The following is a 12,617-nucleotide window of genomic DNA, read 5'->3' on the forward strand; positions in this document are numbered from 1 at the left end:
ATGTGGGCACAGATCATAAACGCACTCCTGGGAATCTGGCTGATGGCCTCCCCTGCCGTCTTCGGTTTTGCAGATGACAAGACCATTTCGAATAATGCGCATATTGTTGGTCCCGTCGTTGCCTCGTTTGCCATTATAGCTTGCTGGGAGGCAACACGGGTAATTCGCTACTATAATTTGCTACCGGGTGCATGGCTGCTGCTGGCACCCTGGGTATTGGGCTATGACTCTACTATAGCTATTGTCAACAATATGGTAATCGGGGTGGCTGTAATCGGGTTAAGCCTGGTAAAGGGAAAAATCAGCGGTTCGTACGGCGGCGGCTGGTCAGCTATCTGGAAAAAAGATTCCTTGCACGCTACCGAGGCACGTAGAAAGTTAGGGAGTTAAAGAGTTTGGGAGTTAGAAAGTTGAGGCGTTATGGATGGCTATAGTTGGGGAATGAGAGTTCTATTTTAATGTAAGGAAAAGAAGCACGCAAAACTATAAATCCTTATATTAGAACTGCTTATCAACTCTGCTTCTCATCCAAACCATGAAATTTAAAGCCACTCTCATCGGACTTGCTGTTGCCGGCATTGTTATAGTTGCTACAGCCCTCCTCATCCGGAAAGATATTCCTGCCGAAGAACTTAAAGCAAAGTATACCACATCCGAGTCGCGGTTTATAACTATAGCTGGCGCCAACCTGCACTACCGCGACGAAGGCCAGGGTACACCGATCATACTGCTGCATGGCACTGCTGCCTCCCTGAACACCTGGGATGGCTGGGCCTCTGAACTGAGTAAAAATTACCGTGTGCTCCGCATCGATCTTCCCGGGTTCGGGCTCACCGGCCGCAACCAAACCGATACCTATACTATAGCGTACTACACACAGCTTCTGCTTGATTTTCTGGATAAGCAGGGAATAGAAAAAGCACATGTAGCCGGCAGTTCTCTTGGTGGACAGATCGCGTATGACTTTGCTGCCACACATCCGGAGCGGGTTCACAAACTGATACTGGTATCGCCAACGGGTGTAACCAATGCCAACGACAAAAGCATCTCCATGCCCTTTATGCTGGCACAAACTCCTATAGTTAAACACTCGCTGCGCTACATAACACCCCGGTTTATAGTTGAGAAAAGCCTGAAAGAAGTATATGGAGACGACAGCAAATTAACAACACAAACTATAACCCTGAGCCACGACCTGCTGCTGCGCGAAGGCAACCGGGAAGCGTTTATTGCCCGAATGAACACCACAGACACAGATAACCTACACAAGCTGGCACAGGTACAGGCACCAACCTTACTGCTTTGGGGCGAAGCCGATGCCTGGGTGCCGGCCACAGATGCCACTCACTTCCTGAAAAACATAAAAGGGGCTCAGCTTAAACTATACCCGGGTGCGGGCCATATCCCGATGGAAGAACTGCCGCAGGAGACCGTGCAGGATGCGCTGCATTTCCTGAATACTGAACCCGCCCTACATAACTATTACAATCCAGATCTTAGCCTTTAAACTATAGTACATTTTCCAAACTATAGGTTAGCTTTATTGGTTACTTAACCGAACCACGAGCAGCATCGCATGAGCAAAATATATTTCATCAGCGGGTTAGGCGCCGACTGGCGGATGTTCCAGTTTCTGAAGTTGCCGGAATTTTTACCGCAGCAACAGGTTGCCTGGATCGCCCCGCAGGATGAGAACGAGTCGCTGGCCTCTTATACCCGACGCCTGTCAGAGCAAATCACAGATCCTGAGCCTATCTTGGTTGGTTTGTCTTTTGGCGGATTGGTAGCGATAGAGCTGAGCAAACTTGTGCAGCCAAAGGTTACTATCATTATTTCCAGCCTGGCCACGCGTCATAATCTGCCCTGGTATTACAGGCAGCTCGGGAAAACACGTTTGCAAAAATGGCTGCCTTTCCCGGTGATGAAGGCCATCTACCCTGTGGCACCTTTCTTTTTCGGGGCCCATACCGAACCGGAACGCAGGCTGCTGAAAGAGGTAATCCTGGAGATAGATGAAAAGTTTCTGCGCTGGGCGCTCAGCCGGCTCCTGGACTGGGACCAGCAGGAAACTATCCCCGGCCTGATTCAAATTCATGGCACCTCCGACCTGATCCTTCCGTTCCGCGACCGGCCGGGCATCATCTCCATCCCGAAAGGCGAACATTTAATGGTGATGCATCTCTCAGATGAAATTAGTGTTATCTTGAGCAAAATTTTAGAAGCAGTATGGATAAAAGCAGATACATTGCCAGAACAGCAGACGGCCAGGAAATAGAGCTGACACAGGCTACAATCATCAGAAGCAACAACCTTTACCCGTTTGGGAAACACAACTACGCCATTTACGAAGCTCCCGACGGCCACTTTGTGAAAGGCATGAACAACGGCGAACGCGAGATCATGCTTACCTCTTATGAGATCATCAGCGAAGAGGAAGCCCGCAACTATAGCCACCCGTATTACCGCGAAGACTAGTTTTATGCAGTTCAGTTTCTGGGAGCAGGATACCTATTTCAGTAATATTGATGTGCTGATCGTGGGCAGCGGTATAGTTGGCCTGAATGCCGCTTTGCACCTGAAAACCACACAGCCCAACTTAAAAGTTATAGTTGCCGAACGGGGACTGTTGCCTACGGGAGCCAGCTCTAAGAATGCCGGATTCGCCTGTTTCGGTAGCCCCACCGAGCTTATAGAAGACCTTGCCCACCACACCGAAGATGAGGTTTTTGGGTTGGTAGAGCGCCGATGGAAAGGATTGCAGCGCCTGCGACGTAACCTGGGAGATAAAACAATAGATTACCACCGCTGGGGTGGCTACGAGTTGTTTGATAAGAGCCAGCGCGATCTATACGAGCAAAGCATAAACCAGCTGCCTTACCTGAACAAACACCTGCAAACTATAGTTGGCGAACCTGAGATCTACCGTACCGCCGACGAAAAGATCAAAACCTTCGGATTCAGGGAGGTGGAGCATTTGGTTGAAAGCACTGCCGAAGGCCAGATAGATACCGGAAAAATGATCCTGGCGCTTACCCAAAAAGTGCAGGCGCTGGGCGTGATCATTCACAATAACCTGGAAATACAACACCTGCACGACGAAGGCAAAACTATAGTTGCCACCACCGATAAAGGAATAACCCTTAAAGCCCGTGCTGCTTTGGTAGCCACCAATGGCTTTGCGAAACAGCTGTTGCCACAACTGCAGGTTATCCCGGCTCGCGCGCAGGTGCTCATTACCAAACCTATAGTTGGCCTTAAACTGAAAGGCACTTTCCATTACGACAAAGGCTACTATTACTTCCGCAACATTGGCGATCGCGTGCTTTTCGGCGGGGCGCGCAACCTCGATTTTAAAACGGAAGAAACAACAGAAGCCGGGCTCACTGAACTGGTTCAAAACAGACTGGAAGAGCTCTTGCAGCAGGTTATCCTGCCTGATACACCTTTTGAAGTGGAACAACGCTGGAGCGGTATTATGGGCATGGGACCTGCTAAAACAACTATAGTTCAGCCGGTATCAGAAAGAATAAGCTGTGCCGTGCGGATGGGCGGAATGGGTGTGGCAATCGGCTCACTTGTTGGTGAAGAAGGCGCTGAGTTAATTCTTCAGCAGCTATAGATAAGATTAAACTATAAACCATAAAAAAAAGGGAAGTTACTTTAAGTAGCCTCCCTTTAGTTTTGTGTTTTAGTTTGCTCTAAGCTGTAATCCATTTGTGTGTTGGGTTTTGGTTCAGGTGCATGGTTTTCTGAGAGATTTCTTTCTCCGCTTTGTAAAATTGCTGGTATTCTTCCTCATCTAATTCTTCTCGTAACGCTATATGGAAACTGGCTAGCTCAGGGTATAACCTGTTCCTTTCAGAGCGCTCTTCCGGACTGTTGGTGTTAAAGTCATAAAAGCTTTTCATTGTTTGACTAGGGTTTAATAAGCTGATTTATAATTGATTGAAAGACTTAATACTCCATAGTCAGTTGTTTTGTTTTATATATAGTTCCGAAAATGTTACCAATTGCAAACCAACCTTTTTTTAGTTATAAAAAGAGATCGGCTACACCATACAGGCGTAGCCGATCTTCAAAACCTATAGTACTTTTTAATTAATTTCTACAGAAACCGTTCTCTTTTATGGTTTGCCGAAGCTTACTGAAACGCAGGGTTATTACTGGTTTAATTACTATTCCCCGAACCAGGCATTAAGCAGTGATCTATAGTTGTGTTCTCAGATTTTTCAGGGAGTGTATTTGCGCTGGCAGCTATAGAACCCAACAGGAAAACGGCCACCAGCAGGTAAGCAATAAACGATTTGATATTTTTCATAACAGTTAATTCAGGTAAATGCCCGGCTGCTTTCAACTTATGCTACAACTTCGCCAGCACCCGGCAATTCCTTTGTTTCAACTGTTATGCCAGTTTTAAAAAATCAGCTATTTATTATTCATTATCTAATTGATTCACAGTAACCAACTGGTATTAATATAGCTTCCAAAGAGTAACACAAAACTATAATCAGCAAAAAAGCCCAACCTTACGATTGGGCTTTTTTGCTGGGGCAACTATAGTTTAGCTGCCGAATACATTACGTATAAAGATCGGAACAAAGATGATGATCAGGATAGCGGCCTGGTGCTCTGCCACCGATTTCAGGTAAAGGCTGGTACTAACCAGTACCTCTTTGGTAAGCTCCGGCAACTCCTCGGAAACTATAATATCCCCTTTCCCGAAACTGAAGGATGGCTGCTTAAAACTGATCAGCGTTTTGCCAGCCACGTCCTGCACCTTACGGTTATAGGTAAAAAACTCGCTAGTGAGCAGATACGTTTCGCCTGAGTTTAATATTACCTTCGTTTTACCAAATAGTGATGCTTTAGCTTTACCAATCTCTTCGCCGTTGTAGGTTATAGTTACCTCCTGTTCAAACCATCCTTTATTTTTAAAAGAAATGGTAGCGGTACCGGACGTATATACCGCATCGTAACTCGACCAGCTTTCAAAAGTAATAGTACCCATAGGCCGATCTATAGTTCGTAAGGCAAACTCCCGGCCCGACCAGTCTTTCTGTTTCCAATGCAGGATATTCATCAGCTATAGTTTGTTATTTCAGACCAAGTACATCTACGCCCTGCTCAAACACCACATCCACCGGAATATTGGCTTTACTCAAACGGTCGAGGTCGGCCTGCAGTTTGGCATCTACCTGCCCCTGCTCGTTTAGCAAGTTGCCTACACCCGCGTAGTCGCCGTTGCCCTGCAGTGTCAGAATCTTTTCGGACAGCTTGTTCATAGCTTCGCGCATTTTAGCATAGTTCACACGGTATTTACCTGTTGTTTCATCGCGCTCAAAAGCACCGTTCTCTTTAAAGAAGTTGAAACGAACCATATTGGCCTTGCCATGTGCACTGGCCGCACCAAACCTAACCGACCGGAAAATACCGGCCAGGAACGTGGTGTAATAATCTTCCAGGCTGCCTTCTACTTCGCCTTTCTCGTGCAACTGCGTGATCATGTACAAACCCAGAATATCCGCTTTGCCTTCCTCCAGGGCAGATGCATGTTCTTTCAGGGCTTCGCGAACAGTGCCTTTACTGTTAATGGTATTTTTGATACCTAAGCCGTGCGCCACTTCGTGAAACATGGTGTTAGCAAAAAAAGCATCGAAGGTTACGTGTTTTTGCTGGTCTTCTGCAATCAGTTCGTCGGCAATCGGCACCATAATTTTATCGAATTTGGCGCGCATGGCATTTTTCAGCTGCAGACGACGCGTGCCTCTTTTCAGTTGCACTTCTTCGTCGTTTGGCAGGTTTATAGCTATAGTCTTGCTGCCTGCATTACTGTCGCCGCCATAAAACACCACATCGTAAGCATTCAGGTCAGAATCGGTGCCGGGCGTTTCTTTTTTATAGTTGGCAGCCACAGGCAGGCCGCGCTGCAGTTCAGGCAGAAAAGCAGCATATTTAGCCAGCCGTTCGCTCCACTCCATGTCTTTAATCAACACATAAGCCTCGTGTGCTGCCTTATAACCAAACAGCGCATCTTCGTAGGTTTCTATCGGGCCTATCACTACATCAACTTTGTTGTTTTTCATGTCCATCCAGGCCAGGTCGCTTGGCTGGTAGTTGTCCGTTAGCAGGGCTTCGGCGCGCAGCGTCAGGTATTTTTTAAGGCCTGCGTCTTCGGCAAGTGCGGCAGCTTGTTTTAGCAGGTCTGATGCTTTTTTAACATCATCTTTAAACTGCACATGGTAAGGCACGGTAATTAATTTGCCATTGGCATCACGGCGCACAAACGTATACAGGCTGGCTTTGTCTTTCAGATTGGCTTTCTCAAACTCTTCCTTGGTCATATCAGCAGGATAAAAGTTTGATCCTGCCGGTTTTGAGCCAACGCCAGCTATAAAAGGCTCGTTGTTGTTCAGACGGTCCCAGGGGCCATAGTTGATCTTTACAAACTGTTTGGCAGCAGCATTATCCAGCGCGGCAAGTAAAGAATCGCCTTTGCCGTAGGCTTCGTACCAGAACAGCTTATCCATAATTTTACCGGCTTCTATCAGCAATGGCAGCATCTGGCGCTCTTTTTCGGTCAGTTTGCTCATATCAGCCGTCAGGCGCACATTTGTATACATGTCCAGTTTCTGTTGCAGGCTATCGCCGGCTTGAGTAGTGGTAGCGGTTTCAGTGGTTGTGCTGCCTTCTTCCGTAGTTTTACTTGTACACCCAACTGTAGCAACAGCCAGTGCAGTGGCGAATATTAAATGGCGTGGTTTCATTCTAGTTTTATTAGTTCAGATATTGAAGATAGTAAATTTAAAGTATTCGTTAAAATCAGCCGCTACTACGCTTCCGGAAACTATAGTTTAGCCTGCAACTATAAACTATACGCGGTAGCCCGGATTACTTCATAAAAAAGAGATGAAGCGTAGTGCCTCATCTCTTCCAACTATAAATCAGGTTAGATTTTACTCTCCATCTTCACACTTGATATTATCCCCGATGTATCCGGCAGCTGCTTTGGCTGCGGCATTACCAGTAGGCATATCGTCCATGTTGTAAGTAGTCATTTTATTCAGAGTGCTCAGGTAGGCATCTATAGTTGCCAGCTCAGCTGCATAAGCAGTAGCCGAAATATAGCCCATCTGTCTGTTCAGTAATACCGTTGCACCTTGCGAGAAAGCAGCTCTCGAATCTTTAAGGCCGCCGGCACTGTTCCCGTTAGGAGTCATTATGGCAAGACCTTCAGCTTCTGTATAGGTATAACCGCCTAAGGTAACAGTATTGCCTTTCCAGCTTCCTGCTTTATGGAAAGCGCCCTGGCCTTCTCCGCAAAGGTCCATCACGTCACAGCCCGGTCCGGCTACAGATGTGGGGTAGCACGCATTACTGATTCTTGCCCAAATGTTCGCCGATTTAACCTGAATGGCTTCGCTTAAGGTAAACTGTACTGTGTACACATTTCCATCAGTCAGCTTCTCCTGGAAATCGGATAATCTCAGGTAGCCCGTTACAGCAGACATATCGCAGGCACTGCCATTTCCTTCTTTATAGGACGGAGCCAATGCTTGTGTAAATGAGCCCGTAACAGATGCTGAAACGACATTAGCGCCCGATAAGGCAATTTGCTGATCATCGCAGCCGGTAAGCGTGAGCAAAAGTGAACCGATGTTTGGTACATTTCCTGCAACCGTTTTCTGAACAGTAAACTGCCAGGTTTTGCCATCGGTGGTACTCAAATCGGAAATAGCAACAGGACTGACAGCACTTGCAACTTTAGCAGCATCAGCGGAAGAGCTGTTAAAGCCAGACGAAGGGTTAACATTTTCCATGTCCTTAGAACATGAGAACATAAGCAATAGGGCGCCTAGGCCGATGCTTAATTTTGGTAGTGCTTTTAGCATTTTTCTTTTAAATAACATATGTTATCAATTAGGCAATAGTACTAAAAACAAAACAAATAGTTTCAATTAAATATTTAAATATTTATAATTATCAAGATTATGGTTTATATCTCGTCATAAAGCACTGCAAACAATAAAGCCATTGCTCTTCCCGGGAGAAAAGCAGCGGCTTTATTGTTTGGTTGGTTTGCTATAGTTTAAAACAGGCCGAAAAGTTCTGCCTGAATTTTCTCGATGATGCCGCCCAGGTCTTCAGGGTTCGCTACAAAGTCCAGGTTGTTAACGTCAATTACCAGCAATTTGCCCTGCTTATAGTTTGCCATCCACTCGTTGTAATGTTCGTTCAGGTTGCGCAGGTAGTTTATGCTGATGCTGCTTTCGTAATCGCGGTTACGTTTTTCAATCTGGCCTATCAGTTTCGGCAGGTCGGCTTTCAGGTAAATCATCAGGTCCGGTGCTTTTACCATACTGATCATAGACTGGAACAGCGCGAAATAGTTATCGTAATCGCGGGTGCTCATCAGCCCGGACTGGTGCAGGTTCTTGGCAAAGATGTGCGCATCTTCATAAATAGTGCGGTCCTGGATTACATCACGATCGGTGGCCTGTATCTGCTGCACCTGCCCAAAGCGGCTATTCAGGAAAAACACCTGTAAATGGAAGGCCCAACGCTCCATGTCCTCATAAAAATCCTTCAGGTATGGGTTATTTTCTACTGCCTCCAGGTACAGGTCCCACTTAAAATGCTGAGACAGTTTTGTGGCAAGGGTAGTTTTGCCGGCGCCAATGTTACCGACGATCGCAATGTGCATATAAAACTAAAATTTTGGTAAAAGCTGAAAACAAAAGTAAGCGTTTTTGCTTAGATGCACGCTGTATAATATAGTTGTTTTGTTGGATAATTAGCACAATATTACAGGTGCTGCCAACTGCACATTTTAAACTGCTGATTGCTTTAGGTATAGACAATAGCACACTAAATACAGGAGGCCATGACAAAGGGACACAACCAAAGCCACCATAAGCAAAGAGAATCGTCGGTCCTGAGATCAGCAAAAAGATAAAAGTCCGGATCAGGGCCAAAATAACAACAGGGATCAACCGGGCGGTACAAAGGGAAAGAACGCCATCTAAAAACAGAGCCCCGGGAATAGCTACTTCCGGGGCTCTTTACTTACAAACAACTAAACAATCAACTATTTTTTATCGCGCATATCCTGGTATAGTTCCTGGGCCTCCCGGCTCTTTTTAAGGGTGGCAAATTCTACCTGCAGGGCTGCTATTTTTATCTTATCGCCGTTATTAAGCTTATCCAGTACCTCGGTCTTCCGGGTATTCAGTTCACCAAAAACAAACTCGGCATAGTCCCAGTCGCGCAGGTTCCAGGTGCGGCGGTAAGCGCGGGTATAGTCTGTCAGGCGGATATAAGTATCCCGAAGGTCACCCGGCCTGATATTGGCAATTTTGGTAGTACCTGTCATCTGTTTCTCCCAGCGCTCCAGCTCCTGGCCATCCAGGTTCACGGCTTTCCTGGTTTCGTTGCGTTCCTCCCACTCGCCGTAGCGGCTTTTGTACTGGCTATATTCCTCTTTTGATTCTTCCGATAGCTTTTGTGTATTTTTATCAAGAGAGGATGTCAGGCTTTTAAATTCCTGCTTTATGGTTGGCCACTCGGCGCGTGTCACACTGTCGGCCTGCACTGACTTTTTGCGCATCCAGCTCCGAAGGTTTTCCATGTCCTGCTCCAGTTGCGATTTTGTTTGTGCCTGCACGCCAACTATAGTTCCGGTAAATAAAACAGCAAGCAAGTATTTTTTCAAAGTTCTCATGTAACGGTACATTATCTTATCTTATAACACCAGACTACTAGTAAATATTATGCCAAAACTATATTACAGTGCAAAATACTGTGTCTGTTGCTCTTTTAGCATTTCGCAAAAATTGCACTATCCTTTACAGGCAGAATACGTTAAATGAGTTGAAACTATAGAATTCTTTGCCTGACTACACCAGTTTTTCGGCTGCCAGGCCTTCTAAATCAAAATCGCCCTATGAGTAACCCAAGGAGCAGCTTCCACGAAACTGTTGTTTCCATCACAAATAAAGATGAGATTATTCTGAGTACGGACAAGTTTCCGTTCAGAACCACGCTTAGTCTGTCCCCGCTTGTTGCTTACTGGGAAAATAAAGCAAACACCGACGCTAGCTGTAACATTTCGCGTGTACAGGAACTGGCCGACCTGCTACGCAAAACTCCCGCCCTGCTGGAACCTGTAGAAGATACGGCGCTTATTGACGAACACATTAGTACAATAGATATACTGATGGAAGACATTTTCCCGAGTGCGCTGTGGGAAAACGACCTGCGCGCAACGGTTCTGCCTTTCCATTTCGAAAGTTTTTATGCTACTCCACGTCTCGAAGAGCTGCAACTGCTGGGTGGCGGCAACTACACCGAAAAACTGAACCTGGACCTGAAAACACTCTTATTCCGGCTTACGCTTTCGGCTTACACCATCATCCTGGAGAAATTTTATAAAGCAAATTTTGTAGTAGACCAGCCTTTTATTTTTGTTATAAAAGATAAATTCACGCAACTCGAGCGCCATTATAAACTGAGTATAGACCTTAAGTTTATGGATGTAAAACTGACCGGCAAGCTCAAACAACTGAAACCACAGGAAATAAACTTCCTGATAAACCGCTACAACAACCTGGATTTGTGGATGAAGTGGCTGCCCCCAGAAAACTTTGAGTTTACAGGATTTGCCATTTACGACTTTACGGATGTAACCATGGAAGAAACCATTTCTTCGCTGCGTTACGACCTGCTGGAGCAGGATGCCGTTACCTCAGAAGGCAGTATCAGGAGTTTGCAACAGAAGCTGCGTGTGCTGTTTGGCCTGCCGGGCATAAAATTCGGGCTTGCCTCCTGCCCTGCCATGCAGGAGTTTGATACAACGTATGCCCGTAAGATATGGAACGGACTGGTGCTTACCCAGAACTGCGACCTAAAACTGGATGACCTGCGCAGCTCTATTTACGAGCCCGTTATAAAGCATGGCCATACTATTATAGTAGAGGACCTGAAACTGTTCGCCAGCCCGACACGGATAGAACGCATTTTGCTGGAGGATGGTATCCGGAACCTGATCATCGCGCCGCTGCAATACGAAGGCCGTATTATTGGTTTACTGGAAGTTGCTTCCCCGATTCCCGGAGAGCTCAATGCGCTTTCCATGATCCGGTTAAAAGAAATACTACCGCTTTTTGCGCTGGCAATGCACCGTGGCCTGGAAGAACTCCGCAGTAGTATTCAGAACGTAATAAAAGAAAAATATACTGCCATACACCCTGTGGTAGAATGGCGCTTTACACAGGCTGCCATCAATTTCCTGGATTATAGGGAGCGCAACTCTACCGCTGAAATAGAGCCGATCGTATTCCGCGATATTTACCCGCTTTATGGTGTATCGGATGTGCGCAACTCTGCAACAGAGCGGAACAAAGCCATACAAGGTGATCTGCTGGATCAGTTAGTGCTTGCCAAAGAGGTGTTGCTTTCAGCTAAAGATAATCTGCCGTTGCCAATCCTGGATGAGCTTACCTTTAAGATTGATAAGTTCTCGCAAAGTATTGTGTCGGAACTGGGTCCTGATGATGAGGCGCAGGTGCTGGAATTTCTGAGATCAGAAGTTGAAGCTCTGTTTAATTACTTCCTGAAAACAAACCCGCAGACAGAGCAAACTATAAAAAGGTACAAAAACGCTATTACGAACACGCATCATGTGGTTTATAACAAGCGCCGTGCTTACGAAGAAAGCCTGTACCTGATAAACGAAACCATCTCCTCGTTCCTTGACAGGGAAGAAGAAAAGGCACAGGAAATATTCCCGCATTATTTTGAGAAGTACAAAACCGATGGACTGGAGTATAATATTTACATTGGGTCCTCTTTGCTGAACAGTGGCAACTTTGAGAAGATCTATCTTAAAAACATGCGCCTGTGGCAGCTTATGCTTACCTGCGAAATTGCCCGACGCATACAAACCCTGCGTGCCACGCTAAAACTACCTTTAGAAATTGCGCAGCTTATACTCGTGCACAGCGACCCTATCTCTATTAAGTTCAGGCTGGATGAGAAGAAATTTGATGTGGATGGCGCAAGCAACATACGCTACGAGGTTATAAAAAAACGTTTGGACAAAGCTACAGTACGCGATAACGAAGAGCGCCTTACCCAGCCCGGCAAGATTGCTATAGTTTATACCCAGCAAAAAGAGGCTGTTGAGTACATGCGTTACATCGAGTTTCTGCAGTCGGAGGGGTATATAGAGGAAGACGTGGAAATGCTGGAGGTGGATGAGATGCAGGGCGTGCAGGGCTTACGGGCCATTCGCGTTTCGGTAAGCTTTAAAGAGCAGTTGCGCCACGACATAGACTCCGGCGACGAACTACTTGCAATAGCGCAAAGTGCAAGTCTTAATTAAATAAACGCAAACCTTTATAAATAGGTAAAATCATATATTGATTGCATTTTATAAATTTATACAACTTTTTTCAATTCCAACTATTCAACTACAAATCAACTTTAAATCAACCAGTTATAGATTTTAAACAACCTTACAACATGCCTCGTTCTGAATATATTTTGTTGTTTTTTATCGCCAAGTGCAATTATTTTTAAACTTGCGCCGTTCTTAACCCAACACCAGCTTAGGTAACTGG

13 protein-coding genes are annotated in these 12,617 nt (G+C 45.8%); 6 read left to right on the forward strand and 7 right to left on the reverse strand.

Annotation, left to right across the window (positions count from 1 at the left end):
- The 5 genes from GSQ66_RS09915 to GSQ66_RS09935 all read left to right on the forward strand — a co-directional run bounded on the left by GSQ66_RS09915 (window position 1) and on the right by GSQ66_RS09935 (window position 3,619).
- Window positions 1-390: an SPW repeat protein gene (locus GSQ66_RS09915; RefSeq protein ID WP_162427323.1), complete on the forward strand. Its 390-nt coding sequence runs from the start codon at window positions 1-3 to the stop codon at window positions 388-390.
- Window positions 391-535: 145 nt separating this feature from the next.
- A complete protein-coding gene (locus GSQ66_RS09920; protein WP_162427324.1) occupies window positions 536-1,507 on the forward strand; it encodes an alpha/beta fold hydrolase in 972 nt (323 codons plus the stop codon).
- Between the two features lie 69 nt (window positions 1,508-1,576).
- Window positions 1,577-2,275: an alpha/beta hydrolase gene (locus GSQ66_RS09925; protein ID WP_162427325.1), complete on the forward strand. Its 699-nt coding sequence runs from the start codon at window positions 1,577-1,579 to the stop codon at window positions 2,273-2,275.
- Window positions 2,227-2,475, forward strand: coding sequence for a hypothetical protein (locus GSQ66_RS09930; protein WP_162427326.1), 249 nt, complete (start codon window positions 2,227-2,229; stop codon window positions 2,473-2,475). Before GSQ66_RS09925 ends, GSQ66_RS09930 begins: the two co-directional genes overlap by 49 nt.
- A complete protein-coding gene (locus tag GSQ66_RS09935) occupies window positions 2,414-3,619 on the forward strand; it encodes an NAD(P)/FAD-dependent oxidoreductase (protein ID WP_238395636.1) in 1,206 nt (401 codons plus the stop codon). The genes GSQ66_RS09930 and GSQ66_RS09935 overlap by 62 nt, the downstream gene beginning before the upstream one ends.
- A gap of 79 nt (window positions 3,620-3,698) precedes the next feature.
- On the opposite strand, the gene GSQ66_RS09940 is transcribed toward GSQ66_RS09935, so the two are convergent.
- The 7 genes from GSQ66_RS09940 to GSQ66_RS09970 form a co-directional block, all read right to left on the reverse strand.
- Window positions 3,699-3,908 (reverse strand): hypothetical protein, encoded by a 210-nt coding sequence (locus GSQ66_RS09940; protein ID WP_162427327.1) that lies wholly within the window; start codon window positions 3,906-3,908, stop codon window positions 3,699-3,701.
- 260 nt (window positions 3,909-4,168) lie between these two features.
- Window positions 4,169-4,318, reverse strand: a complete 150-nt coding sequence (locus GSQ66_RS09945) for a hypothetical protein (RefSeq protein ID WP_162427328.1) — start codon at window positions 4,316-4,318, stop codon at window positions 4,169-4,171.
- 243 nt (window positions 4,319-4,561) lie between these two features.
- On the reverse strand, window positions 4,562-5,080 hold the full coding sequence (locus GSQ66_RS09950) for a hypothetical protein (protein ID WP_162427329.1): 519 nt from the start codon (window positions 5,078-5,080) through the stop codon (window positions 4,562-4,564).
- Between the two features lie 13 nt (window positions 5,081-5,093).
- Window positions 5,094-6,764: a dipeptidyl-peptidase 3 family protein gene (locus tag GSQ66_RS09955; protein WP_162427330.1), complete on the reverse strand. Its 1,671-nt coding sequence runs from the start codon at window positions 6,762-6,764 to the stop codon at window positions 5,094-5,096.
- A gap of 189 nt (window positions 6,765-6,953) precedes the next feature.
- A complete protein-coding gene (locus GSQ66_RS09960; protein WP_162427331.1) occupies window positions 6,954-7,817 on the reverse strand; it encodes a hypothetical protein in 864 nt (287 codons plus the stop codon).
- Between the two features lie 269 nt (window positions 7,818-8,086).
- Window positions 8,087-8,701 carry a deoxynucleoside kinase gene (locus GSQ66_RS09965; RefSeq protein ID WP_162427332.1) on the reverse strand — a complete coding sequence of 205 codons (615 nt, stop codon included), beginning with the start codon at window positions 8,699-8,701 and terminating at the stop codon, window positions 8,087-8,089.
- A 384-nt stretch (window positions 8,702-9,085) separates the two neighbouring features.
- Window positions 9,086-9,718, reverse strand: coding sequence for a hypothetical protein (locus GSQ66_RS09970; protein ID WP_162427333.1), 633 nt, complete (start codon window positions 9,716-9,718; stop codon window positions 9,086-9,088).
- Between the two features lie 222 nt (window positions 9,719-9,940).
- Here GSQ66_RS09970 and GSQ66_RS09975 point away from each other — a divergent pair, with 222 nt between their 5' ends.
- Window positions 9,941-12,379, forward strand: coding sequence for a GAF domain-containing protein (locus tag GSQ66_RS09975; protein ID WP_162427334.1), 2,439 nt, complete (start codon window positions 9,941-9,943; stop codon window positions 12,377-12,379).
- Window positions 12,380-12,617: the final 238 nt, after the last annotated feature.

The organism is Pontibacter pudoricolor, from assembly GCF_010092985.1.
Classification (GTDB): domain Bacteria; phylum Bacteroidota; class Bacteroidia; order Cytophagales; family Hymenobacteraceae; genus Pontibacter; species Pontibacter pudoricolor.